At 69.8% G+C, this 25,474-nt stretch carries 21 protein-coding genes; 7 read left to right on the top strand and 14 right to left on the bottom strand.

Annotated features, from left to right (window positions below):
• Positions 1-14 precede the first annotated feature (14 nt).
• Genes KV203_RS06880 through KV203_RS06890 form a run of 3 tightly spaced genes read right to left on the bottom strand, consistent with a single transcriptional unit; the run spans position 15 to position 2,321 of the window.
• A complete protein-coding gene (locus tag KV203_RS06880) occupies positions 15-407 on the bottom strand; it encodes a DUF4345 domain-containing protein (protein ID WP_083529927.1) in 393 nt (130 codons plus the stop codon).
• Positions 408-445: 38 nt separating this feature from the next.
• Complete coding sequence (locus KV203_RS06885) at positions 446-1,744, bottom strand: glycosyltransferase 87 family protein (RefSeq protein ID WP_169797482.1); 1,299 nt, start codon at positions 1,742-1,744, stop codon at positions 446-448.
• Between the two features lie 49 nt (positions 1,745-1,793).
• Positions 1,794-2,321, bottom strand: a complete 528-nt coding sequence (locus KV203_RS06890; protein ID WP_218821019.1) for a polyadenylate-specific 3'-exoribonuclease AS — start codon at positions 2,319-2,321, stop codon at positions 1,794-1,796.
• A gap of 105 nt (positions 2,322-2,426) precedes the next feature.
• Between KV203_RS06890 and KV203_RS06895 the strand changes: the two genes are divergently transcribed.
• The gene (locus KV203_RS06895) at positions 2,427-3,815 is read left to right on the top strand and encodes a class II 3-deoxy-7-phosphoheptulonate synthase (RefSeq protein WP_066473060.1); all 1,389 of its coding nucleotides are present in this window, start codon (positions 2,427-2,429) and stop codon (positions 3,813-3,815) included.
• A 9-nt stretch (positions 3,816-3,824) separates the two neighbouring features.
• On the opposite strand, the gene KV203_RS06900 is transcribed toward KV203_RS06895, so the two are convergent.
• Positions 3,825-5,846 carry a Stk1 family PASTA domain-containing Ser/Thr kinase gene (locus KV203_RS06900; RefSeq protein ID WP_066473061.1) on the bottom strand — a complete coding sequence of 674 codons (2,022 nt, stop codon included), beginning with the start codon at positions 5,844-5,846 and terminating at the stop codon, positions 3,825-3,827.
• Positions 5,847-5,985: 139 nt separating this feature from the next.
• Between KV203_RS06900 and KV203_RS06905 the strand changes: the two genes are divergently transcribed.
• Entirely contained in the window at positions 5,986-6,354 is a 369-nt protein-coding gene (locus tag KV203_RS06905; protein WP_066473063.1) for an Rv2175c family DNA-binding protein, read from the top strand.
• A 217-nt stretch (positions 6,355-6,571) separates the two neighbouring features.
• Here the strand turns inward: KV203_RS06905 and KV203_RS06910 are convergent, their stop codons facing one another.
• The 4 genes from KV203_RS06910 to KV203_RS06925 all read right to left on the bottom strand — a co-directional run bounded on the left by KV203_RS06910 (position 6,572) and on the right by KV203_RS06925 (position 11,806).
• Complete coding sequence (locus tag KV203_RS06910) at positions 6,572-7,486, bottom strand: phytoene/squalene synthase family protein (protein WP_066473268.1); 915 nt, start codon at positions 7,484-7,486, stop codon at positions 6,572-6,574.
• Positions 7,487-7,494: 8 nt separating this feature from the next.
• Positions 7,495-9,084: an alpha-(1->6)-mannopyranosyltransferase A gene (locus KV203_RS06915; RefSeq protein WP_066473065.1), complete on the bottom strand. Its 1,590-nt coding sequence runs from the start codon at positions 9,082-9,084 to the stop codon at positions 7,495-7,497.
• Positions 9,085-9,149: 65 nt separating this feature from the next.
• Positions 9,150-10,712: a phytoene desaturase family protein gene (crtI, locus tag KV203_RS06920; RefSeq protein WP_066473067.1), complete on the bottom strand. Its 1,563-nt coding sequence runs from the start codon at positions 10,710-10,712 to the stop codon at positions 9,150-9,152.
• Positions 10,709-11,806 (bottom strand): polyprenyl synthetase family protein, encoded by a 1,098-nt coding sequence (locus KV203_RS06925; RefSeq protein ID WP_066473069.1) that lies wholly within the window; start codon positions 11,804-11,806, stop codon positions 10,709-10,711. Before KV203_RS06925 ends, crtI begins: the two co-directional genes overlap by 4 nt.
• Before the next feature lie 119 nt (positions 11,807-11,925).
• On the opposite strand from KV203_RS06925, the gene KV203_RS06930 reads away from it, so the two are divergent.
• On the top strand, positions 11,926-12,876 hold the full coding sequence (locus KV203_RS06930; RefSeq protein WP_157079901.1) for a methylenetetrahydrofolate reductase: 951 nt from the start codon (positions 11,926-11,928) through the stop codon (positions 12,874-12,876).
• On the opposite strand, the gene KV203_RS06935 is transcribed toward KV203_RS06930, so the two are convergent.
• The 6 genes from KV203_RS06935 to KV203_RS06960 all read right to left on the bottom strand — a co-directional run bounded on the left by KV203_RS06935 (position 12,873) and on the right by KV203_RS06960 (position 21,116).
• Entirely contained in the window at positions 12,873-14,045 is a 1,173-nt protein-coding gene (locus tag KV203_RS06935; RefSeq protein ID WP_373279247.1) for a glycosyltransferase family 2 protein, read from the bottom strand. The genes KV203_RS06930 and KV203_RS06935 overlap by 4 nt on opposite strands.
• A complete protein-coding gene (locus KV203_RS06940; RefSeq protein WP_246600927.1) occupies positions 14,024-14,680 on the bottom strand; it encodes an LppM family (lipo)protein in 657 nt (218 codons plus the stop codon). The genes KV203_RS06935 and KV203_RS06940 overlap by 22 nt, the downstream gene beginning before the upstream one ends.
• Before the next feature lie 68 nt (positions 14,681-14,748).
• On the bottom strand, positions 14,749-15,531 hold the full coding sequence (locus KV203_RS06945) for a carotenoid biosynthesis protein (RefSeq protein WP_246600646.1): 783 nt from the start codon (positions 15,529-15,531) through the stop codon (positions 14,749-14,751).
• Positions 15,528-18,881, bottom strand: coding sequence for an ATP-binding protein (locus tag KV203_RS06950; protein WP_066473071.1), 3,354 nt, complete (start codon positions 18,879-18,881; stop codon positions 15,528-15,530). Before KV203_RS06950 ends, KV203_RS06945 begins: the two co-directional genes overlap by 4 nt.
• On the bottom strand, positions 18,871-19,617 hold the full coding sequence (locus KV203_RS06955; RefSeq protein WP_066473073.1) for a DUF4194 domain-containing protein: 747 nt from the start codon (positions 19,615-19,617) through the stop codon (positions 18,871-18,873). Before KV203_RS06955 ends, KV203_RS06950 begins: the two co-directional genes overlap by 11 nt.
• Positions 19,614-21,116 carry a DUF3375 domain-containing protein gene (locus KV203_RS06960; protein ID WP_246600647.1) on the bottom strand — a complete coding sequence of 501 codons (1,503 nt, stop codon included), beginning with the start codon at positions 21,114-21,116 and terminating at the stop codon, positions 19,614-19,616. Before KV203_RS06960 ends, KV203_RS06955 begins: the two co-directional genes overlap by 4 nt.
• Before the next feature lie 127 nt (positions 21,117-21,243).
• Here KV203_RS06960 and KV203_RS06965 point away from each other — a divergent pair, with 127 nt between their 5' ends.
• The 4 genes from KV203_RS06965 to KV203_RS06980 all read left to right on the top strand — a co-directional run bounded on the left by KV203_RS06965 (position 21,244) and on the right by KV203_RS06980 (position 25,467).
• Positions 21,244-22,488, top strand: a complete 1,245-nt coding sequence (locus KV203_RS06965; protein ID WP_246600657.1) for a D-arabinono-1,4-lactone oxidase — start codon at positions 21,244-21,246, stop codon at positions 22,486-22,488.
• A 187-nt stretch (positions 22,489-22,675) separates the two neighbouring features.
• Positions 22,676-23,893 (top strand): amino acid deaminase/aldolase, encoded by a 1,218-nt coding sequence (locus tag KV203_RS06970; protein ID WP_066473075.1) that lies wholly within the window; start codon positions 22,676-22,678, stop codon positions 23,891-23,893.
• A 36-nt stretch (positions 23,894-23,929) separates the two neighbouring features.
• Positions 23,930-24,853, top strand: coding sequence for a LysR family transcriptional regulator (locus KV203_RS06975; RefSeq protein WP_169797533.1), 924 nt, complete (start codon positions 23,930-23,932; stop codon positions 24,851-24,853).
• Positions 24,850-25,467: a trimeric intracellular cation channel family protein gene (locus KV203_RS06980; protein ID WP_066473079.1), complete on the top strand. Its 618-nt coding sequence runs from the start codon at positions 24,850-24,852 to the stop codon at positions 25,465-25,467. The genes KV203_RS06975 and KV203_RS06980 overlap by 4 nt, the downstream gene beginning before the upstream one ends.
• Positions 25,468-25,474 lie beyond the last annotated feature (7 nt).

The raw sequence follows: 25,474 nt of genomic DNA on the forward strand, positions 1-25,474 counted from the left end.
TCGCATCGATCGATTCAGACCGCCGCGCTCGATCCGAGAGCGCGGCGGTCGTTTCGTGCAGCGACTTCGACCAGCCCCGGCGCGGCGAGTTCGATCGCCAGCAGCAGATCGTGGAACCGATGCGGACGGCCCATTCGGGCTCGGGTGCCGAGCCGAGCGGCGCCGCCCAGCGCCATCAACCCGGCAAGGGTGCGCATCCGGGCGACGTCCCCGGTGGGCGAGGCGGCACCGAGCCAGTTCAGTCCGTAGCCGGCGAAGATGGCGCCCATGAACCGCACATGCGAGTCCACGGTCGGATCGTCGTCGACCATTCCCGGTTCGATGCGGGTGCCGGCGACCATCTGAAGGGTAGCGATACCGATACAGGTCGCTCCGACAAACCTGGCCACGTTCTGTAGCTGAGACATCCGACCATCGTCGCAGTCGTAGGTCCAGCCGGGCGGGGTTATGCCGACGTCAGTGCGCCGGTGGAGGTCGATGTGGTGGCCGGCAGAGCGTGCCGGTGCCGGGCGCGATAGCTGACCGCGACCACCAACAGCGCCAGACCCCACCAGACGTAGGAATCCATCGCGAGCTGATCGGTGAGCGAGTAGCCGATCCCGTCCTGGCGCCAGTAGCCGATCCGGAAGTGCGGCGCGAAGTGGAACATCACCAGCCCGAGCACGAGCGTCAGCGCCAGCAGCCGACTCCGGGTGCGCCACGCTTCGTACCCGAGCGCCAGCAACAGCGGAACGGCATACACCCAGTGATGTGACCAGGCGACCGGAGAGACCAACAGTCCACCGACCCCGTTGATCCCGAAGGCCAGCGCGGTTCGGCCGCCGCGCAGCGCGCGCCGCATGCCGAGCATGGTCAGCGCACCGACCACCGCCGCGGTCAGCAGCCACAGCATGCCGTTACCGGGCAGGCCGAGCCGCAGTAGCACCGCGCCGATCGACTGGTTGCCGACGTAGGCGGTGACCTGCATACGCTGGTCGCCGTCCAGCATGCCGCGCCAGAACTCGACCGAGTCGTGGAAGGCGAGGAGGAAGCCCAGCGCAGTGCAGGCAGCGAAGCCGGCGACCGCGACCAGGGCCGCGCGGACGTCTCGGCGCAGCAACAGATAGAGCACGAAGACGATCGGGGTCAGCTTCACCGCGGCCGCGATGCCGATCAGCAGGCCACGCGGCCACGGCGTCCGGCGCATCAGGCAGTCCGCAGCCACCAGCGCCAGCAGGATCAGGTTCACCTGGCCGAACTCCAGCGTTGCGAATACCGGCTCCAGCACGAACGAGGCAACGACGGCCGCACCGGTGGCCCAGCCGAGCCGTCCGGCCGGACCGAGTCCCAGCGAGCGCAACGTGATCAGAAGCGACGCGGCCAACGCCACCATCGACAGGACGGTCATCGCGAGTCCGAGGTGAGCCAGCGACATCTCGGCACCCGGACCGAACAGCACGGCGGCGAACGGTGGGTATACGAACGGCAGCGGGACGCCCAGTTGAGTCGCCGGCAACCCTTGGTAGACATCGGCGCCGCTGAGGAAGGCATGGCCGGCCAGTCGGTAGACGTCGAGGTCCAAGTGGTAGACCGAACCCCAGGGCCGACCGAACGCGGGGAAACCGGCCAGGTTGTACAGCACGCCGACGAAAACTCCGACCAGAATTGCTATTCGTGGCCAGACGGCGCGGGAACGGCGCAGCGTCGGCGGCGGGGAAGACACGTCCGGAGTGGCCGACGGGCGATCACGAGTGGATAACGGCATCGTGGCAGACACCTTACCGGGCGCCCGGTAGCGGGCCACATCGTGCAGCTCAGCGGGGATTTTTCGGGCGTGTGCGGATGGCCGAGACGGCGTTGAACCGGGCCAGATTGTGCCGGGCATCGGCAAGTGCGTCGTGTGCGTCGACGGGCGCGTCCGGCAGCGGGGGGCGGCCGGCGTCCTCCCAGTACTGCCGTAGCTCGTGGGTGAAGCGCGGCAAACTGCGCGGCAGTGCCGTCATCGGGCCCCACAACTGGCACAACGCGACGTGGTCGTAGGCGCCGATCCACGCCCACAGCTCCGGGCTGGTGTCGGGCGTCGGGACCAGGAAGTCGAGCAGTCGGTCCCGGATCTGCCGCCGGCTCAGGTTGAGCGGAGAGGACGGTGGCGGCAGCTTCGGCAGCACGTTGCGGCGCACCCACCAACCGGCTCGTTCGGGGTCGAATTCGGTGGATACGGCGTAGAACTCCCGACCGTCCTCGGCGACCACGCCGATCGACACCAGGTCGATGGTGGTGCCATCCTCGATGAACTCGCAGTCGTAGAAATAGCGAACCGGGACCGGGGCGGACGAAGACACGGGCTATCACTATGCCAGGGCCGGACGGCCGGGTTTCGTCGGTGGCGTGATCATGATCACCGGCTGGTCGGGCCGGGTGGTTGCGACAAAGAATATTCTGGTCCGGTGAACTGGACCGTCGATGTTCCGATCGATCGCCTGCCCGAACTCCCGCCGTTGCCGGCCGAGCTGCGTGCCCGGCTGGACGCGGCGTTGGCTCGGCCGGCGGTGCAGCAACCTTCCTGGCCGGCCGATCAGGCTGCCGCGATGCGGACCGTGCTGGAGAGCGTGCCACCGATCACCGTGCCGAGCGAGGTGGACGACCTGGCAAATCAGCTCGCCGCAGTCGCCCGCGGTGAGGCGTTCCTGCTGCAGGGCGGTGATTGTGCGGAGACCTTCGCCGACAACACCGAGCCCCACATCCGGGGCAATATTCGGACCTTGTTGCAGATGGCGGTGGTGCTCACGTACGGGGCCAGCCTGCCGGTGATCAAGGTTGCCCGGATCGCCGGGCAGTACGCGAAGCCGCGCTCGTCGGACACCGATTCGCTCGGTCTGCGGTCCTATCGCGGCGACATGGTGAACTCGCTGGTGGCCGATCCGGCGCTGCGCGAGCACGATCCGTCCCGGTTGGTTCGCGCGTACGCCAATGCGAGTGCAGCGATGAACCTGACCCGGGCATTGACCGGGCACGGGATGGCCGACCTGCACAAAGTTCACGAATGGAACCGGGAGTTCGTCGCGCAGTCCCCGGCCGGCGCCCGGTACGAAGCGATGGCCGCCGAGATCGATCGGGGGCTGCGGTTCATGGACGCCTGCCGGGTGACCGACACCAATCTGCAGACCGTGCAGCTCTATGCCAGTCACGAGGCGTTGGTGCTGGACTACGAGCGGGCCATGCTCCGGCTCGCCGACGACCCGGCCGGCCGGCCGGCGCTCTACGACCTTTCCGCGCATTTCCTCTGGGTCGGCGAGCGCACCCGGCAACTCGACGGGGCACATATCGCGCTGGCTGAACTGCTGGCCAATCCGATCGGCGTCAAGATCGGTCCGACGACCAGCCCGGCCGAGGCGGTGGAGTACGTCGAGCGCCTCGATCCGGCGAATCGGCCGGGCCGGCTGACCCTGGTGTCGCGGATGGGCAACGGGCGGGTCCGGGACGTGCTGCCGGCGATCGTGGAGAAGGTGCAGGCGTCCGGGCATCAGGTGATCTGGCAGTGCGATCCGATGCACGGCAACACCCACGAGTCGTCCACCGGGTTCAAGACCCGGCATTTCGATCGGATCGTCGACGAGGTGCAGGGCTTCTTCGAGGTGCATCGGGGGCTGGGCACCCACCCGGGCGGTATCCACATCGAGCTGACCGGGGAGAACGTCACCGAGTGCCTCGGCGGGGCGCAGGACATCTCCGATCTGGACCTGTCCGGCCGGTACGAGACCGCGTGCGATCCGCGGTTGAACACTCAGCAGTCGCTGGAGCTGGCATTCCTGGTCGCGGAGATGCTGCGCGACTGACCGAGTCGGTCAGGGCCAGGCGGTAAGTGTCACCGTCGAGCCGGGCTCGACCCGGTTGCCGGCGCCGCCGGGAGTCTGGCCGATCACCAGGCTGGAGCCGCCGCTGTTGCGGCGGACCTCGGCCCGCAATCCGGCGTCGCTGAGTGTGTCCCGGGCGGAGTTCACCGTGCGGCCGAGCAGCAGCGGCACCCGCACCGCGTTCGAGATGATCAGGGTGACCGAGTCGCCGGCGTGGACCTCGGACCCCGATGCCGGATCGGTGCCGATCACGTCGCCGCCGTCCACCTCGGCATCGAACTCTTCGCGACTGCCGGCGACGACCAGCCCCAGTTTCTCCAGCGCAGCGGCCGCTTCGGCGACCGATTTGCCGGACAGATCCGGCAGCTCGACCGGCGGTGCGCCGCGGCTGCGCACGACCTTCACCGCCGAACCGACCGTCAGTGCGGTCCCCGGTGCCGGGTCGACGCGGGCGACCGTGCCGATCGGGGCTTGGGTGCTGAACGCTTCGCCGCCGTCGGTCGGCTGTAGACCGGCATCGATGATCTGGCGTTGCGCCACGGCGATCGGGGTCCCGGCGGAGATCTGCGGCACCATCGGTCGGCCCAGCGAGACCAGCACGGCGATCGTGGAACCGCGGGGCACCTGCCGACCGGCGTCGGGTTCGGTGCCGATCACGGTTTGTGCGGGCACGGTGTCGGAGTGCTGCTGTTGCGTTCGACCGGTGAAGCCGGCGGACTCCAGGGCTGCGGTGGCGGCGGCCGGCGCCATGCCGGCGGTCTCCGGAACCGCCGACATCCGGCCCGCGCTGTACCACCAGCCGGTGCCGCCGGCGAGGCCGGCCACAACCAGCAGCGCAGCCAGCCAGAAGGCGACCCGCCGTCGGCCACGGCGTGGTGTCGGCGGGCCGCCGCGAAGGTTGGGCGGCGGACCGATCGGGGGAAACGGTCGCACCGGTAAGCCGGTGCGATCGGTCGGTGCGGTGACGACCCGGGTATGTCGGGGTGGTCGGGCAGCCACGGCAACCGGCGCTCCGCCCGCCCCGGCGGTGACCGTTCGGGCACCTGCCAGGGCGGCGGTCGGGGTGCCGGCGACGGTGGCCGCGACCGGCCGCAGGTATCGGGCACTGCGATGCTCGGCGGACTGTCGCGGCGCCGGCACGCGGTAGGTCGGCAGTCGTAACCGGGCCGCCGCGGTCCGCAGTGCGGTCGCCATCGCGGCAGCATCGGGGAACCGATGCGCCGGATCGCGGGCTGTCGCGGTTGCGACCAGATGGTCGAACTGCTCCGGCACGCCCGCGATGCATCGACTCGGGCTGGGCACGTCATGATCGATTCGCTGGTAGGCGATGCTCAACGACGTGTCGCCGGTGAACGGGGTCTGCCCGGTCAGCATCTCGAAGATCAGGACGCCCATCGCATACACGTCGCTGCGGGCGTCTGCGGCGCCGGTCATCACCTGCTCGGGCGACAGATAGGCGGCGGTGCCGAGAATCACGCTGCTCGACGTGGTGGTCGATGCCGCCACCGCACGGACCAGGCCGAAGTCGGCGATCTTGACTTCGCCGGAGTCGGAGATCAGCACGTTCTCCGGCTTCACGTCGCGATGCACCAAGCCGGCCGCGTGGGCCACCGCCAGCGCGTCCAGCACCGGCTCGGCGACGCCGCGGACCGCGTGCGGCGGCATCGGTCCGCGTTCGTTCAAGAGCTCGCGCAGCGTGCCGCCCTCGACCAACTCCATGACCAGGAAGGCGACCGGCTCACCGGCCGCCGTCGGGTCGACGCCCTGGTCGTAGACCGCTACCAGGCCGGGGTGCTTCAGCTTGGCCACCGCACGAGCTTCGAATTCGAATCGGGCCAGGAACTGCGGGTCGGCGGCGAATCGCGGATCCATCACCTTGATCGCGACCGGACGGTCCAGCCGGGTGTCGACGCCGCGGAATACGGTCGACATGCCGCCACGGGCGATCGGCGTGTCGATCCGGTATCGGCGCTCGAGCAGCACCCCGGTCAACTGGCCACCGCCGACCTGCACCGCGTCACCCCACTTCGCTCCATCCGACCGTCGTTCGCGATCCGGTACCCGATGGTAGCGACCGGAACGACCCGGCCGGTTCTGCTCGCCCGTCGGATCGGGCGCAATCTGTTGTGCTCGGACCGGTTACCGTGACGCGGTGAGCAGTTTTCCCGTCTGTGCCGACGTCCTGCCGCCGACCGTGTCGCTGGTCCCGGTGTCCGAGGTCGCCACCCGGCTCGGGGTGTCGGTGAGCCGCGTGCACCAGCAGCTCCGTGATCGCCAGCTGATCGCGGTGCGTCGGAGCGGGGTCGCCGGGGTCCCGGCCGACTTCTTCGCCACCGACGGCACCGTGTTGCGCTTCCTGGCCGGGCTGATCTCGGTGTTGACCGACGGCGGTTACGCGCCCGCCGAGATCCTGCGCTGGCTCTACACCCCGGACGAGAGCTTGGCGGGGCCGCCGGTCGCCGCGTTGCACGGGCACAGCGCGCGCGAGGTGGTGCGGCGGGCGCAGGCCCTGGCTTTCTGAAAGTTGCAGGTTTCAGAGAAACCGGTTGGTTTTCCGGAATTTATACGGATCACTGGTTCGCGCAGGCGCAAATTTTCGGCAAACCATGGCGTCCGTCGGCTTTGACCGGCTATCATCGTGGTCGGCGGGGCCGCGCGAGCGGTCCCGCGCCAGTTCGAAGCAAAGTTCCGGCAGAGGCCGATAGCGCGGGCTCGCTCCGGCCGTTCGGCCGAGTAGGTCAGTGAGCGGTCCCGCCGGCGAATTCCGCTATGGCGACCGCAGCGCGACGTCGTTTGGGGACCGCGACCCGGCGGTCGAACAGGGCGTAATCGCTCAGCTCGATCCGATCCAGGATCTCGCCGTAGAGCCGGGCAGCGGTGCGGATCCCAGGTCGGACCCGGGGATCGAGCAGGTCGATTCCCGGGTCGGCGGTCCGGTAGCCGGCCCGGTTCACCGCGATCAGATGGGTCAGTGCGCGACGCATCCGCCGGTCGGTGCGGCCGGTCGTGCGGCACCGCCGCAACAAGGCCTCGTCGACCCCGAATGCGGCCAGTTCGTCCGCCGGCAGGTACACCCGGTCCCGATCCAGATCTTCGGCGACATCGCGGAGGAAGTTGGTCAGCTGGAATGCCTCGCCGAGCGCCGCGGCGGGCCCGGCCGCCTGGGCCGGCGGCACCACCGTGCCCAGCACCGGCAGTAGTTGCAGCCCGATCACCGCGGCCGAGCCGTACATGTAGCGACTCAGCGTGGCCATGTCCGGGTAGCGGTTGCAGAACAGCGGCGAACCGGGCAGATCCATGCGCATCGAATCCAGGAACGCGGTGAAGTAGTCGGCATCGATCCGGTACCGCGTGATGGTGTCGATCGCCGCCAGCAGAACGAGACGATGCGGACCGGTCGGTTCGGCACGCCCGAGCAGCTGAGCCTCCATCCGATCCAGCTCGGCGGCCGGATCGCCGGTCGGGGTCGGACCGGTCGTATCGACGAGATCGTCGGCGGTGCGAGCGAACGCATACAACGCGTGGACCGCTCGTCGTTGCGGCGCCGGGAGGAGCCGGGTCGCCAGATAGTAGGTGCGACCGTGTCGGGCGGCACGGCGGCGACACAGTCGGTAGGCATCGTCCAGCTCGGTCGTCGAGGTCGGGGTCGTCATGATGTCGGTCACCTCGCGGTCGCCACCGGTGCCGCCGTCGCCGGAGCGGAAGCCCGCAGGTGCAGGGGGTCCACGGTACGCAGCGACCGCGCCGCCACGTACGCAGCAAACCCGGCCAGGCCGACGTGAGCGAACGAGTACAACCCGATCGAGCCGTCCGGCTGGAACACCAGCATCAACCAGGTGGACAGGCCGACCAGCATCATCGAGGTGCCGGTGGACAGCGCAAATCCGGCACCCAGCGCCAGCGGCCAGGAGTAGTACCACGGCAGGGCCGCGGGGGAGAGCACGACGATCGCCAGGAACGCGACCAGAATGCCGAGCACCGCCTCGCGTTCGGTGCGGCGGAACCGCCACCAGGCCCAGACCAGGGCGATCAGCAGGGCGGCGGCGCACACCAGCCGCGTCACCTCCAGCACCGGCGCGAGCCGCAGCGGCGTCACCCAGGTGACCATGTGCGCGAGGATCGTCGGTAACGACAGCCAGTTCACGATCCGGGCCGATCCGGACAGCGCGGTCAGCCAGCCGATCCCGACCCCGGCCAGCGCCGAGGTGGTCGCGAACACGGCGGCGAACACGCCGATGCCGAGCCCGGCGGTCTTGGCGAACATGAACAACGGATGGGGCAGCGGGGCTTGGGCCCCGGCCGTGCGGTCGCCCAACCGCTGCGCGCGGCGCTCTCGTTCGTGCACCATCCAGATCCACACGAGGAACGGCAGCGCGATCCCCGCGGTCGCCTTGATCGCGACGCCGATCGCGACCAGCACGATCCCGGCCACATGCCGACGCTCCAGGACCAGCGCGATACCGGCGGCCATCAAGCCGACCATCAGCATCTCGTTGTGCACCCCGCCGATCAGGTGCACGAGGACCAGGGGATTGAGCACGGCCAGCCAGAGCGCAACCGTCGGTTTGCCGCCCAGATGCCGCGCCAGGTGCGGGATTGCCCACATCATCAGCGCCAGGCCGGGCAGCATGGTCAGCCGCAACAACATCGTGCCGGCCACCACGTTGTCCCCGACCAGGGTGGTGATGCCCTCACCGAGCAGCAGGAATGCCGGACCGTACGGTGCGGTGGTGGTGGTCCAGACCTCGCTCACGTTGTCCAGCAACACCCCGGGATTGGCCACCGGACCGACGGCGTACGGGTCGAAGCCGTCCCGCAACAACGCGCCCTGCGCAAGGTAGGAGTAGGCGTCCCGGCTGAACATCGGCACCGAGAAGAGCAGTGGGGTCACCCACAGCACGACGGTGGCGCGCAGCGCGTTCAGCGTCACCTGGCCGGCCAGCGTCGCTCGGCCGAGCCGAACCCAGGCGGCGATCATCGCCAGCACGCCGATCCACACCACGATGGTGGCCAGCACCAAGCCGTGGCCGAACCGCATCCAGGACAGATGTGCGGCCTCCAGCAGCGGATCGACCCGCCGGACGCTACCGGCGCCGAGCCCGCCGACGGTGATCAGTACCGCACCGACGGTGCCCAGCGCAGCGGCGTGTCCCTCGGCCGTCTGCAGGAACACCCGGAACGCCCGGACCCGGGTCGGCAGCGCACGCGGGCTCGCCGGAGCCTCCGGTGGGGCGGATCCGGGGAGCGACATCCGGGCATTCCCCCGAGCTGGTGCGGGCGGCCGCAGCCGCGTGTCGAGCAGGTCGACCGATGAGTTTAGTGGGTTCCGACCGGATCGCCGGTCGAGCGGGTCGAGTGCTCGCCGGTGATTCGCGCTGCCGCCAGTTTGCCGGACAGCAGCACCGTCGGCACGCCGACGCCGGGCGTGGTGCCACAACCGGCCAAGACCAGGTTGTCGCGGCCGCGAACCAGGTTACGAGGACGGAACGGACCGGTTTGCCGGAATACATGCGCGAGGGCGAACGGGGTCCCCGCCACCATGCCTTGCGCGTGCCACGTGGCCGGTGTGTCGAGGTGGTCCACGGCGAATCCGGCGGCAACGCCCGGGTAGCCCCGCGCTTCCAACGTGTCCAGCAGTTCGGTCTGATAGGTCGGACCGAACCGGTCCCAGTCCAACGGCGCCGACTTCAGGTTCGGGCACGGCGCCAACACCGACAGCGGCTCGCGATCGCCGTCGGCGTGCTGCTGCAGCTGCCCCGGGTCGGTCAGCGCGGGTCGGGTGAGCAGCAGTGACGGGTCGGCCATCACCCGGCCGTGGCGGGCGGTGATCTCGGCGAACGTGGTCTGCCAGGCGGCGCCGAAATCGATCGTGTGGTGTGCCTGTGCCGCCCAGTGCCGGGTGACGGCGGTCGGGATCGTGCCGTGGAGTACCACCGCCGACGGTGCAGCGCGCAACGGGCGCCGGATCCGCACGCCGAATCGGTCGGCGGAGCCGAGGTCGGCGGTCAGCACCACCGCGTCGCAATCCAGGACCCCGGCGGTGGTCCGGACCGCCCGGGCGCGCCGCCCGGCGTAGTCGATGCCGGTCACCTCGGTGTTCAGCACGACCTGCCCGCCGGCCGCGGTGACCGCCGCGGCCAGGGCCGCCGGCACCGCGTGCATCCCGCCGATCGGGTAGAAAACACCCAGCGAGGTGTCCATATGCGCGATCGCGGCGTAGATGGCGAGGGCGCGGTCGGGCGCGACCCCGGCGTAGAGCGCCTGGAAGGTGAACAGCCGGCGCAACCGGGGATCGGCGATCCGCCGGTCCACCTGGTGGCCGAGCCGGCCGAAGCCGCCGTGTCGGACCAACCGAGCCAGCGCAGCAGGGTCGGCGAGCATGTCCAGCGGGTTGTCGAAGTTCGCGTCCAGGAACGGTCCGTACTCCGTCTCGAACACCGTGGCCAGCCAGGCACGCAGTCGGCGGTAGCCGCGTTCGTCGTCCGGCCCGCAGGTCCGGGCCACTTCGGCCGCCATCCGGTCCGGGTCGGCGTAGACGTCGATCGTCGAGTGGTCGGCGAAGCGGCCGTGGTAGGAGGGGGCGAGCGGCACGATCTGCAGACCTACCGCCGCGCGATCACTGCCGACGGCGGCGAGGGCTTCGTCGATCAGCCCGGGCATGGTCAGCACCGTCGCGCCGTTGTCGATCGCGTAGTCCGAGCCGTCGCGCCCGGCCAGCCGGTAGCGGCCCATTCGCCCGCCCGGGTGATCGGCCCGCTCGACCACGGTGACGTCGCGGCCGGCGCCGATCAGGTGTAAGGCGGCGGCCAGACCGGCCAGCCCGGCGCCGACCACCACCACCCGATCGGTTCGGCCCGCAACGCTGCGGAGCCGACTCATGCGCTGCGCCGGGTAGCGGCCTCGGCCATCGCGGTCAGTTCGGCCTGTGCCGCCGGCGTCGCCGAGCTGCGGTGCAGCGTGGTCAGGCCGCGCTCGGTCAACTCGGCGATCCGGGACTCGACGTCGTCGGCCGCGCCCAGTTCGGTGATCAGCGTGCGGAGGCGTTCGACGGCGGCGTCGTCCAGATCGGTGCCGATGCTGCGCCGGAGCAGCTGGGCGGCGGCCGGATCGGTCGCATCGGCCCGTTGCAGGGCAACGGCGAGCAGCACCGTCCGTTTGCCCTCGCGCAGGTCGTCGCCGGACGGTTTCCCGGTCACCGCCGGGTCTCCGAACACCCCCAGCAGGTCGTCGCGCAGCTGGAAGGCGATCCCGATGTCGGTGCCGAACGCGCGGTAGTCGGCGATCAGGTCGGCCGGCGCGCCGGCGATCGCGGCGCCCAGGTGCAGCGGCCGCTCGACGGTGTAGGCGGCGGTCTTGTACCGGTTGATCCGCATCGCGGTGCGCACCGATTCGTCGGTACCGGCCTCGCCGAACACGTCCATCAGCTGTCCGGCGAGCACCTCGGTGCGCATCGCCGACCACACCGGCTGCACCCGCGTCAGGGCGGCCGAATCCAGGCCGGCCCCGTGCAGCATGTCGTCGGCCCAGGCCAGGGCCAGGTCGCCGAGCAGGATCGCGGTGTTGACGCCGAACCGGGCGGCACCGCCGGACCAGCCACGATCGGCATGTTGTGCGGCGAAGGTGACGTGCACGGTGGGAAAGCCGCGGCGGTTGCGGGACCCGTCGATGATGTCGTCGTGCACGAGCGCGCACGCTTGGATGAGTTCGAGCGCGGTGCACGCGCGCAGGACCGCGGCCGCGGCCGGTCCGCTCGCGGCCCCGCCCGCGCCGAGCCAGCCGGTCCAGGCGAACGCGGGCCGGGTCCGTTTGCCGCCGCGCAAGGCGAACCACTCCAGCTCGGCCACGGCTTCGGCGAAGTCGGCGCCGATCTCGGTCACCGCCGACCGGCGCGCGACGAAGTAGTCGGCCAGCGTGGCATCCACCGCCGCTGGGAATGCCGACCGGGTGATCGGCAGCACGGTGTCGGTGCGCACGTCGGCCTTTCCTCGGGATCGATTCCCGGTCAGCCTAGTCGGCGCGGCACTGTTGCACGGATCGGCCGCCGTAGACTGTTCGCGTGGTGGTGGAGCGCGGCCGGGACGGGCGTGGTGAGGTGGGTTCGCCGGTTCCGACGGTGGTCGAGCGGCTGCATGCGTGTTCCGGGGCGCTGCCACCGTTTTCGGTGGAGTTCTCGCCCCCGCGAGACGGGGCCGCCGAGTCGCGGCTGTGGCGGGCGGTGCGGGTGTTCGAGGGCATGCGCCCGGCCTTCGTCTCGATGACCTACGGTGCGGGCGGTTCCACCCGGGATCGGACGGTGCGGGTCACCGGCGAGTTGGCCGAGCAGACCACGCTCCTGCCGGTCGCGCACCTGACCGCGGTCGGTCATCACATCGGCGAGTTGCGGTCGATGGTCGGCGCCTACGCCGACCGCGGCATTCGCAACATTCTGGTGTTGCGCGGTGACCCGCCCGGTGACCCGACCGGTGAGTGGCGGCGCCACCCGGGCGGGGTGGAGTACGCCGACGAACTGGTCCGATTGGTGTGCGAGCTCGGCGACTTCCATGTCGGGGTGGCCTCGTTCCCCGAGGGGCACCCGCGCTCGCCGGACCTCGAAACCGACACGAAGTACCTGGTGGGAAAGCTGCGCGCCGGCGCGGAGTACTCGATCACGCAAGTGTTCTTCGATGTCGAGCACTATCTGCGGTTACGTGACCGGGTCGCGGCGGCCGATCCGGTCGAGGCGATGAAGCCGATCATCCCGGAGCTGATGCCGATCACCTCGCTGCGCTCGGTGCGCGCGATGCTGCGGCTGTCCGGCTCGGCGTTGCCCTCCGATCTGGAACGCAGGTTGACGGCCGCGGCCGGCGACGGTCCGGAGGAGAACCGAGCCGCGGTACGCGAGGTGGGGATCGAGGTGGCAACGGTGATGGCGCAGCGGCTGATCGACGAGGGGGTGCCGGGTCTGCACTTCATCACGCTGAACTTCGCCAAGGCAACCGGTGAGGTGCTGGCCAATCTGGGCTACGGGGCGCGGGGCGGTGGGGTAGGGGTCGCGTCGGCCTAGCGAGAGCCACGAGAAGCTCTCGCTGCTGTTCGTCGCCGGGCCGGAAGTGGTCGGCCCCGCCAGGTGAGTCGGCCGGTCCGGGCCGCCCGCCGGGATCGGGCTCCGAGCAGCAGATAGGCCAGCACCGACACCGGATGCAGCGCCGCAGCCGGGTCCCAGCCGGCACCTTCCAGCCGCCGCGCGAGCAGCCGGGAACCGACCGCAGCGGTGTAACCGGCGACGCCCCAGCGTCGGGTCGGGCCGGCCCCGGTCAGTGCGGCGAGCGGCGGGACCAGATACGTGAGGGTGAGCAGGGCGGTTACCGCGGCGTGGGCGGGGCCGGGGTAGGCCGACCACAACCACCGGGAATAGCCGCGCGTCAATTCCGCCGCGTCGCGATACATCCGGCAGGACGCCAGACCGTTCGCCGCGACCAGCTCGGTGGATACCCCGGCGTCGCGCAGCGCCCGCGCCAGATCCAGATCTTCGGTGACCGATCCGGCCACCGCGGCATGCCCACCGACCCGCCGGTACGCGGTCGGATCGAACACCAGGAACTGGCCGCAGGCCACCGCGGTGGACCGGCGCCGGGACCGATTCGCCGGCCGGATCGGCAGGCTGACACTCCACGACCAGGCCAGCAGCGGCTGTACCAGCCGTTCGGCCGGCGTCCGGGCGTCCTGCCGCGGCCACGGTGCCACCAGCCCGGTACCCCGCCGGCGCAACCGCGCCACCGCGGCCGCGATCGCCTGGTCGGTCAGGCGCACGTCGGCGTCGAGGAAAACCAGCACCTCGGTCGGCCGTGCGTGCTCGGCCAACCGGGCACACGCCGCGGCCTTGCCCGTCCAGCCCGGCGGCGGCTCGCCGGAACCCGTGAGCACCTCGAATCGATCGTCGCGGGCGGTGGTCCGGCGGGCCAGCTCGCCGGTGCCGTCGGCGGAGGCGTCGTCGAGCACCAGCACCCGCAACCGCGGCACCCCCCGTTGCCGTTGCAGGTCGGCCAGCAGATCAGGCAGGCGGTGCGCCTCGTCCCGTGCGGGAATGCAGACCAGTACCGGCTCGAGCACGGCCGCGCCGGGTCGTAACCGCGGCATGGTGATCAGGTTGAGCGCGGCGATCGCCAACCCGGACAGCGCGAGCAGGGTGCCGGCCGGCGCCACCCGGGCGGTCAGCGCGGCTGTTGCTGCCACCGGTCCGAGCTGCCGTCACCGGCACCGACGATCGGCTGGCGCGGGCGGGTGCGGTAGGCGAGAGCCGCGACGATCCCGGTCACGCCGATCGTCGCGCCGACGACGATCCCGGCCCAACCGGCGAAGTCACGGGTGTTCGGATCGGCGTACCGCACCTCGGCGCGGATGTTGGTCACGTCGCCCGCCGGCAGCTTCCAGGAGACGATCGAATCGCCGTCCCGGATACCGTTCGTGGTTGCCACCCGGGCCGGGAAGGCCATCGTGAACTGGACGTCGCTGCCCTCGGTGGGCACCTTTTTCAGATCCACCCGACCGGTCAGCGAGACCAGATCGCCGGTCCGGGTCAGCTGGATCTGGAACAGGCCCTGCGACTGATCGAACAGCTGGCCCAGCGACGGGACGTCGCCGAACGACAGTCCGCTGAAGAATGCCTGGCTGCCGACATAGCCGTCCTGGTTGTATTCCTGTACCCGGACCTTGCCGCCCAGCGAATCGGGCACCTCCATCTGCGGGCCCTTGTCGTTCTCGTCGCGTGGTGGGGTGGCGCCGACGATCTGCCCGGAGACCTTGTCGTCGGCGGAGATCCCCATCGACACCTGGACCCGCAAGCAGCCGGCGAGCAACGGGGCAAGCATCAGCGCCAAGCCGAGAATCGACGCGATGCGGCGGATCCGAGTGGGAGACGTCGAGCGCAGCACAACCGTTATCGTGCCATGTCGGTTCGACGGATCGACCGGCGGCGCGACCAGGCCAGCAGCAGCGGCACTCCGAGTGTGCCCATGCCGACCAGACCATAGAGCGCCGACCAGTGCAGGTTCGGGTTGCCGAGCAGCAGACCGTGTGCCACCGCAGAGCCGAGCCAGGTCCAGCAGAACAACCCGACCGGAACCGCCGGACTGCCGGTCGCCGGCCGAGCCCGGTCGGCGAGGGCGAGTATCACGGTCGCCATCACCGCTGTGACGATCAGCCAGCCCAGGTAGTTGGAGTACGGGATTGCCAGCGGGCCCAGCCCGGGCAGGGTCGGTCCGGCGGCGCACCAGCTCCATTGCCCGTCGGCGACCATCTGCGGGTCGAGGTAGAGGTCCCAACCGGTCATCGCCGTGGCGATCGCGGCAATGCGGGTCGCTCTGCGTCGCCAGACCAGTGTGGCGACGACGAACACCGGGTAGCTGCCGGCCGTCCAGGCCAGCGGGATCACCAGTGGGACGCCGGCGAGATCCGGGCCGAGCCGGCCGACGGCGTAGTCGTAGCAACCGAACGGGAATCCGGTCTCGGTGCCGACCGCTTCGGCGACCAACCCGATCCCCGCAGTAGTTGCACCGAATGCGGCGGCGAACCGGACGCCGCGGGTCGCGGCCGCATGGCTCAGCGCGGCAGCGGCACCGAAGCCGACCACCGCGACGGTCAGCCAATCCCGGGTCCCGCCGTGCGACAGCGGGTAGCCGATCTGCGCGGCGACACACCCGAGGGCGAGCAGCAGGGTCACAGCTGCCGTGGTCCGGCCCCGGCGAAGGATCGGCGGAGCTCGGCGAACTCGGTGATCGTCCGGGTGGTCGCGGACGCGACCGGCCGCGCACCGGGGGTGTCGGCAGCGGTCTTGGACACCATGACGACGCTGTCCACGTACGGCTGGATCGTGGTCGTGTTCTGCACGGTCGCCACGATGATCAGTTGGAAACCGAACTTGCCGAACGCGGTCAGCGACTGTCGGGCAAACGTCGGGTCGGACTTGGAGAATGCCTCGTCCAGCATCAGCTGCGCGAAGACCGGCCGGTTGTCGTCGCGGTCCGGGTCGGCGAGGTTGAAGCTCAGCGCGCCGGCCAGACAGAACGCCATCAGCTTCTCCTGCTCGCCGCCGGAGTTGTCGCCGGCGTTGCTGTAGGTCTTGATCACCTCGCCGGTGTCGGCCGCGGACTCCTCGCAGTAGAAGACGAATCGGTTGCGCACATCGAGTGCGTCCCGGGTCCAGGCTTTGGCCTCCGGGGTCGGACCGGCGATGGTCTCGCGCAGCCGCAGGATGTCGGCGTACTGGTCGAAGATCGCGCTGTCGTCGCCGGCGGTCACCGCAGGGGCTCGCTCGAAGATCCGGGTTGCGATCGTCCGGAACTCGTCGACGGCGGCCAGCCGGCGTTCGTCGGCCCGCAGCCGCAGCCGGGTGCCCCGGTTGAATTCGACGGCGCTCAGCCCGGTGTTCACCCGGGTGACCTGGTCGCTGATCCGGTGCGCCTCCTGATCGGCGTGCAGGTGCAACCGCATGATCGCCTCCGGCGCCTGCTCGGTGATCAGCCGCAGCATCCGGTCGTGTGCCTCCGGCAGCTCGCGCTCGTCGATCCGCCGGGCCAGCTCGACGTAGTCGTGTACCCGCTCGTCCAGGTTGTCGCTGTCGTTCGGGATCGCGTCGGGGAACTGCTCGTCGTAGCCGGCCAGAATCTGGCTCAGCTGCGCTTTCGACCGGCGCCGGTTCTCCCGCAGCTGATCCCGTTCGCGGCGTACCGCACCGAGCAGTCCGTCGCGGAACGGTCTCGGTGCCAGCAGGTCCAGCTCGACCGGGACTTCTGCCCGATGCCGGTCGAGCAGCCGGATCGCGGTGTCCGGAACCGAGGTGGCGGTCAATGTCTCCGGCAGATCCAGCAGACGGGTGCGGCGCGCGTCGAGCGCGCCGATCCGGGCATCCAACACCCCGGAACGACCGAGGACGTCGGTGATCTGATCCCACAACGCCTGCGCCTGCTCCCGCAGCACGTCGACGTCGGGGTTGGCGGCGAGCAGGTCGTCGAGTCGATCGGCCAGCCGACTCCGGTCGTCCTCGGCAGCGTCGAGGTCGAGTTCGTCCCAGCGGGTGAACTGGTCGGCCACCCGGGTGTAGCGGGCCGCGCGGTCGAGGTCTTGGCTATGGCTGCGCCAGAGCTCGTCGGCGGTGCGTTCGGCCGCTTCGGCGGCGGCCCGTGCCTCGTCGAGGTCGTCCTGCAGCGAGGTGAGCTTGGCGTCGAGGTCGCCGGTGAAGATGTAGGCCGATCGCCGCAGCGGTGCCCGGTCGTCCTTGATCGCCAGCCGAGCGCTGTCCTTGCGCAACCCCTGATCGGTGACGGCGCGCGGGTGCCGGGCGAACTGGTCCGGATGGTCCACGCAGACGTGATCGGCGACCGCGGCCACGATGTCGAGCGCCTCGGCGGCGCTGTCGTGCGTCGGGTCGGTGGCGCGCAACGTGGCAGCCAGGGTCTCCGGTGCGGCCGGGCGGGGGCGGCGACCCGGTTCGACCCGATACAGCTGGATCCGCCCGCGCATGTCCTGGCCGTCGACGTGGCGCAGCGCCGCGCGATAGTGCTGGTCCGGCACCAGCAGGCGGAGCCCGGCCGGCCGCAGGATCTTCTCGACGGCGACCCGCCAGCGCTCCTGCTCGGGCGCCAGCTCGACGAGTTCGGCGACGTAACGCAGCTGGGCCGGGTCGATCCCGATCGCGGCGGCGATCGCTGCGCGCATCTGCTGCTCGGCCTCGGGCAGCGGACTGCGATGGGTGCGTACCCGGTGCAGGTCGGCCGCGACCGCGTCGCAGCGTTCGCGCGCTCGGCCGGCGGTGGCGGACGCTGTGGTGATGGCCTCGTGCCGGCCCTCGGCGTGTCGGCGGAGCCGGCCCGCCTCCTCGACGATGCCGGCCCGGGTCGACTCGAACTCGGCCGCGTTGTCGGGCACCGGCAGGTCGAGCGCCGCGACCGCACGGTCGTAGCCCGCGCGGCGGGCGGCCACCGCGGCGAGGTGGGTCTCGGCGGTCGCGAGCCGCGCCTGTAGCGGAGCCAGGTCGGCGGTGACGCTGTTCATCCGCAGGATCAGTTCGCCGTGCTCGGCGGCGAGTGTCTGCTGCCGGCCGGCTACCTCCTCGCGCCGGCCGCCGAGCTCGTCGATCTCGGCGTCGTGGTCGGCGATCTCCGCGGCGCAGCGAGCCAGCCGCAACCGGTCGACGTAGGCGGTGACCATCGCATCGTCGATGGTGTCGGCGATGCCCAGGTCGGCCGATTCCACGGCGTAACGGACCTGCAGCTCGGCGATGTCGCCGAGAGCAGTCCGTTTCCGCCGCGCGACGTCGAGCAGGGTGCGTGCCGCCACCAACGGATCGATCTGCTTGAGCGTCTCGGCGATCTGGGCCAGACTCTGCGGTTCGTCGAGCATGTACTCCCGGACGAATTGCTCCAGGCCGCCGACGCTCTTGAGCGACTTGGCCTTGCCGAGCAGTTGCTGTGCCGCATCGGAACCGCGGATGCCGATCCGGGCGTACAGGCTGGACAGGTATTTGTGTTCGTGCCGACCGCCGACGAATCCGGCCCGGGTCAGCACGGCGTGCTCGTAGCCGCCGGCCGCCCAGTCGTTGCACAGGTCGCGAATATCGTGTTCGCCGTCGGCGAGCAGAAACCGGCTTTCCGGATCGGTCATCGCGCCGGAGGCGAACCATTTCAGCACCAGGCCGGTCACCGAGTCGGTGGTACTGCGGTAGGTGACGGCGACCGCCGACCAGGTCGGGCCGACCCCGCGCAGGTACATCACGGCCCGGCCGGCGCCGTCCCGCCGCTCGCCCCACGCACCCCGGACATACTTGTCGACGGTGCGTTTGCCGCTGCGTGAACCGGCCGCGGTGGTATCGCTGGAGGCATTGAAGTTGCGCTGATTGTTCTGCAGGAAGCCGAGCGAGATCGCATCCAGCAGAGACGACTTGCCGCTGCCCGAAGCGCCGGTGATCAGCGACCCGCCGGGGCTGAACCGGATCGAGTGATAGCCGTCGAAAACCCCCCAGTTGACGACCTGGAGGCGATCGAGGTGGAACTGGCTGCTCGGGTCACTCGGCATCGATGTCGTGCTCGCCTTCCGCGCTCGCGTTTCCTTCGGTTCGGTCGCCACTGTCGTTCCGGGTACCGGCTGCGCGTTGCAACCGCTCGAACTGGTGCTGCAGGTCGGTCACGATCGAGGCGGTCATCACCGCGGTGATCACCGGGCTGATGATGTAGCTGGTCTCGTCGTCGCCGCTGCGGCCGAGCAGCTTGATCCGTTCCAGCTTCTCGATCGCCTCGTCGATCCGCCGATCGAACGCGGACCGGTCTCGGTCGGTGTCGTTGTGCACCCCGGCGAACAGCTCGTGGATGTCCTCCCGGCTGATCACGACGTGCTCGTCGCGCGCGGCGCGCATCAGCTTCGCCAGGTGCAGCGCGAGGATCGAGTCGTAGGTGTTCAGCGGTTCCCGCCGGAGCAGCTTGCGGCCCCACGGCGAGTCGTAGTCGGCCTGTTCGACGAAGACGACATCGAGCTCGTCGACGATCCGTAACCGCAGATCGAGCTCGGACAGCCGCACGGCAAGTTGGGTGCGGTGATCCTGCACCCAGGACCACAGCTGGGGCTGGTCGGTCTTGGTCAGGTAGCGGTTGGTCAGCAGGTTCTGCAGGGCCCAACAGGCGCGGTCGGGCAGCTCGCTGACGTCGCCGTCGAACCGGGGCCCGGACTGACGGCCCAGCTCCGGACCGCCGGCACCACCGACCACCGGCAACGCCTCGAAATCGACTCCGGTCCCGCCGGCGTCCGGCCGGCTCATGTCTCGGCCTCACCGCGGTCGGCGACGGGACGGGTGAAGCTCAATGCCGGCAGGTCGATGCGTCGATCGACACCGTCGGTCGAGGTGAACCGCACCGGCACCGAGGGCACCGACCGGCCCGGTTCGGACTGGGCGGCGGCCCACGACCACAGGACGATCAGGTCGGCGAAGTACGCGGTATCGAGCAATCCGACGGCATCCGGCAGCGACAGCGGTCCGGTGGCGAGCGCTGCGTCGACCAGGCCGGCGAGCGCGGTCACATCGACCTGGGTGCCCATCGCCGCAAAGCCGGCCAGGTCGACCTCGGTGGTCTCGGACTCGGCCGGCAGCGGTGGCGCCGCATCCCGAATCCGAAAGGTCACGGCGCCGATCGAGGTGATGGCGGGCCGGGCCAGCGGCACGCTCCAATCCAGTCGGGAATCGGCCAGCGAGACGTTCAGCAACTCGCCGGCGGCGGCGAGTGCGTCGTTGATCTGCCGGGCCACCCCGCGGTTGTGTTCCAGCGTTCCCGCCGCGACGAATCGTTTGATCCGTTGGGCGCAGCGTTGGTCGGTGCGGCCGACCTCGTCGATCTGTTGAGCGACCCGGCGGAAGAAGCCGAGCATCACCTGCCGCAGCTCGGGGTCCAACTCGGTCAGCGCCGCGGTGATCGTGGCGATGTCCCCGGTCATCCGGGTTCGCTGCCGCGGATCGTGGATCATCCGGGTGAACGCGGTGTAGGAGTTGCGCTCGCGGGAGGCGAACAGCTGGTCGTAGTCGTCGAACAGTCGGCGTTGCCGGTCTCGGTAGCCGCTGTCGGTGTCGCCGTGTTCGTCGAGCAGCCGGCTGGTGACCCGGTTGAGCATGTCGCTGTAGCGACCGATGTCGGTGATCACCTGTTCCATCTGCATTGCCAGGGTGCGGGCGTCGTCCTCGACATCGATCAGGTTCGGTTCCGGTCGTCGTCCGGAATCGAGTTCGGCGAGCTGCGCGGTCAGGATCTCGATCTGTTCGGTCAGCTCTTCGCGGATCTGCTGCGGATCGGCGCCGACCTGTACCGCCACCCGTTTGAGCCCGGCAGCGATCCCGGCGATCGAGCCGCCGGTGGCCACGGTGTCCTCGCGTCGCATCCGTCGAGCGAGATCGAGCGCGGTCCGGGCGTCCGGGGTCAGCGAACAGACGTTGCGCGATCGGCCGCCGATCTGCTCGGACACCCGGTGCAGCCAGCCTTGCGACGCCCAGAGTTTGATCAGCTGTAGCCCGCTGAGCTCGGTGCTGGTGGTGCCCAGTCGGCGCAGGTCGCGGTCCAGCCGGGCGGCGAGGTCGGTCTCGGCGATCTGGCCGTCGTCGAGGTGGCGTTCCATCAGCGTGAGGTAGGTGGCCAGATTGGTGGTGGCCAGCAGCCGCACCGCCCGCGATTCCTGCACCCGGCGATTCGCCTGGTACCGGCGGGTCAGCGCGTCGATACCGCGATCCTCGGTGCGGCGATCTGCGGTGGTTCGGTCGTCGGTGCGTGGCAAGGCTGGAGCTCCGTGTCCGGTTTCGGGTGAACTGCGGGTCGCCGGGAATGCCGATCGTAGCGAGCCGGCAGGGCTCGGCCGTGGACGGTGGCCGCACTGACAACAGAAATGTTGTGAGTGGGTCACCATGCTGGTGTTTCACAGCACATCCGGTAGCCGCGAAGCTAGGTGTATGTGGACCAACTGGGCAGGTGACCAGACTTGTTTTCCGGCACAATTTGCCCGTCCTGCGACCGTGGATGAGGTGTCCCGGCTCGTTACCGAGGCAGCGAACCGCGGCCGGACGGTGCGGGTCGTCGGTGCCGGGCATTCCTTCGGTGACAACGTTCTGACCGACGGCACGCTCATCTCACTCGACAACCTCGCCGGACTGCACCACGTGGATCCCGCGACGGGGTTGGTCCGGATCGGGGCCGGCACTCGACTCCACGAGCTCAACCGTCTGCTCGACGCGCACGGGCTGGCCATGCCCAACCTCGGCGATATCAACGTCCAGAGTGCGGCCGGCGCGATCTCGACCGCGACGCACGGGACCGGCCGCAAACTCGGCAACCTGGCCACCACGGTCGAGTCGATCGAGCTCGTGAAAGCCGATGGGTCGGTCGTGGAGCTGAGCACCGGCGACGAGTTGCGGGCAGCCCGGGTCGGGGTCGGCGCGCTCGGCATCATCACTGCCTACACGCTTGCGACCGTGCCGTCGTTCCGGCTGCGCGAGCAGCGCGCGAAACTTCCGCTGACCCGGGTGCTCGCCGAACTCGACGAGCACGTGGACAGCAACGATCACTTCGAGTTCTTCTTTTTCCCGTACGCCCGCGACGCGTTGACCAAGTCGACCAACCGCACCGATGAGCCGGCGAACCCGCCGGGCCGCGCTGCGGCGTACATCGATGAGATTCTTGTCGAGAACTTTGTCCTGGATGTCCTGAGCAGGGCCGGCCGGCGGTGGCCGACGCAGATTCCGCGCTTGAATCGGACCATGACCGCTCTCGGATCGTCGGGCAGCCGGGTCGACGTGAGTCACGAGGTGTTCTCCAGCCCGCGGCTGGTGCGGCTCACCGAGTCGGAATGGGCTGTGCCTCGTGCGGCGTGTGGGGATGTCGTCCGCGCGATTCAGGCCGAGATCGACAGCCAGGGATTGGCGGTCAATTTCCCCCTGGAAGTCCGGTTCGTGGCCGCGGACGAGGCATCGCTGCTGAGTCCGTCGTTCGGCCGCGAGACGGCCTACGTCGCGGTCCACATGTACCAAGGGATGCCGTGGCAACCGTACTTCGAGACGTTTCAGCGCATCGCGATCGAGCATGACGGGCGGCCACACTGGGGCAAACGGCATTCGCTCGACGCCGCGGACTTGGCCGGTCGCTACCCGGAGTAGGACACCTTCCAAGCCGTCCGGCGCGACTATGACCCTGATGGCGTTTTCGCCAACGACCACATCCGCCGAATTTTCGGTGCCTGAGGAACAGCCGATGGGGAGCAGCCGTCGCGTACTCGCCGGTGGCTGCGTCGACACGGTCCCCGGTACCCGATCGAAATATGACGAGAGAAATCGAGGTGCAGTGATGACAGCCCTGGATCTGGGGTCGGTGAGGTCGCTGTCCGGGGTGGGCTACGACCGGCTCGCGCGGGCCACCGCCGATCTCGAGCCGCCGTTCGCGGTGGTGGACGCGGGGGCGTTGAGAGCCAACGCGGACTCTCTGGTTGCGCGTGCCGGCGGCAAACCGGTACGGCTGGCGTCGAAGTCGGTGCGTTGTCGGGCGATCGCGCACGCGGTACTCCGACGCCCCGGCTTCCGTGGTGTTCTGGCGCTCACGCTCGCGGAGGCGTTGTGGTTGGCGGCGGACATGCGGGACGTGGTCGTCGGTTACCCGACTGCTGATCCGGCGGCGTTGCGCCGGCTCGCCACCGACACCGAATTGCTTTCCCGGGTGACGCTCATGATCGACGACGTCGGCCAGCTCGACCTGATCGAACGCGCCACCCCGGATGGACCACCGATCAGGGTGTGCATCGACCTCGACGCGTCGTTGCGGTTGCTGGGCGGGCGGGTCCATCTGGGCGTGCGTCGCTCGCCGGTCCATTCGCCGGGTGATGCGGCCGCGTTGGCGCGTTCGATCGTCGAGCGGCCACGGTTCCGGCTCGTGGGAGTGATGGCCTACGAAGGGCAGATCGCCGGAGTCGGCGACAACGTCGGCTCGATCGTGCACCGACTCCAGATCCGCGGCATGCAGAAGGCGTCGGGGAGGGAGCTGCGGGCGCGTCGCGCGGCCGCGATCGCCGCGGTCCGGGACGTCGCCGAGCTGGAGTTCGTCAACGGTGGGGGGACCGGCAGTATCGAACTGACCGCGTCCGAGCCGGCCGTCACCGAGGTCGCCGCGGGTTCCGGTCTGTACTGCCCGACCTTGTTCGACACCTATCGCGGCTTTCGTCCGCAGCCTGCCGCGTTCTACGTGTTGTCGGTGGTGCGCAAACCGACACCGGACTACGCCACCGTCCTCGGCGGTGGATGGGTCGCCAGTGGCGCGGTGGGAACCGATCGGTTACCGACGCCGTCGTGGCCGCGGGGATTGTCGTTGACCGGGCTCGAAGGGGCGGGAGAGGCGCAGACGCCGTTGCACGGTCCCGGGGCAGCCGCGCTGTCGATCGGCGATCGGGTGTGGTTCCGCCACGCGAAGGCCGGCGAGCTGTGTGAGCGCGTCGACGAATTGCACGTCGTCGACGGAGATCGGGTGATCGCCACCGTGCCCACCTACCGGGGCGAGGGAAAAGCATTTCTCTGACTGCGCTCGGGCGCCCGCCTTATGATCCTCTACGCCGTGGATCTGCATACTCGCAAACTTCGCGCATTCGTCGTGCTGGCTGAGGAGCTCAACTTCGGCCGCGCGGCCGCGCGGCTGTTCCTTGCCCAACAAGCCCTGAGTCGCTTGATCCGCGAGGTCGAGGACGAGGTCGGCGCCGCCCTGTTCACCCGGACGACCCGCAAGGTCGAACTGACCTCGGCGGGCCGGGCGTTCCGAGATGGCGCAGTCGCCGCCCTTGCTGCACTCGACCACGCCGAGGCCGAGGCGCTGCGCCGCGCACGAGCGGTCTCGGGCACCCTGCATCTGGGCTACACCGTCGGTGCCGCGCTCGAGCTCACCGAGCCGATACTCAGCGAGTTCCGGTCCCGGTACCCCGACGTCGAGTTGGCGTCGCGCGAATACTCCCTCGCCGATCCGGACGCCGGATTGATCAGTGGGTCCGCCGACGTGTCGATCATCCGGTTACCGGTGTCGACGCCCGGCTTGCGTACGGTGTCGCTGTTTACCGAGCCGCTTGTCGCCCTGGTGTCGAAGGGGCATCGGCTGGCCGGGCGGGAGTCGGTCCGTGCCGGCGAACTTCTCGACGATTCGGTAACCCTGAGTGAGCTCGAGGACCCGGCCCGCAGAGAGTTTTGGACGCTGGCCGCATTTCGTGCACCCGAGTCGCCTGCTGTGGTCGTCCCGGTCGGATCGGTGACCGAAGAGGCCCACATCGTCGCGTCCGGGCGAGCAGTCGCGATCACCGCGGCCGCGGCCACGCGGTTCATGCCCTTTCCCGGCATCGAGCACGTGCCGATCTCCGACGCTCCCCGGTCGGTGGTCGCGCTGGCCTGGACCGGGCGCGCCACGTCTCTGGTTACCCGCTTTGTCGAGGTAGCGCTAGCCGTACGTGATCGAGAGACGAACCTGGTCAACGGGATCGAACACCCGCTCGCATGACCGTGACCACCCTGGCGGTGCTGGATCTGGCCGGTGTCTTCGTGTTCGCTCTGTCCGGCGCGCTGGCCGGCGTCCATGCGCGACTCGATGTGTTCGGCGTGCTCGTCGTCGGCACCGGCACCGCCATCGGCGGCGGTTTGATGCGTGACGTGCTGCTCGGCGCAACGCCTCCCGCCGCACTGCAGAACTGGGTCTACCTCGCCGTTCCGCTGGCAGCGTCGCTCATCGTGTTCGTGTGGCATCCGAGGTTTGCCGCGCTACGCCGGCCGATGCTGGTTCTCGACGCTGCCGGCCTGGGCCTGTTCACCGTGACCGGTACGCAGAAGGCGCTCGACCTCGGCCTCGGCCCGGCCGGCGCGTGCACGCTCGGCGCGCTCGCCGGCTTCGGCGGGGGACTGCTGCGCGATGTGCTGCTCGGCGAAATTCCGCTTGTGCTCCGCCGCGACATCTACGCGTTGCCGGCCATCGCCGGGGCGGTGATCGTTGCGATCGGAAACGCGATCGGGGGAGTGTTGGTCGCGTGGCAGATCGCGGCGGTCGGTCTGGTGTTCGCCGTCCGGATGACGGCGCTCGCGCGGCGATGGTCGTTGCCCGCACCCAGGGGTCTGGCATGAGCCGGTT

This window comes from Skermania piniformis, assembly GCF_019285775.1.
In the GTDB taxonomy this organism is placed as follows: Bacteria; Actinomycetota; Actinomycetes; order Mycobacteriales; family Mycobacteriaceae; genus Skermania; species Skermania pinensis.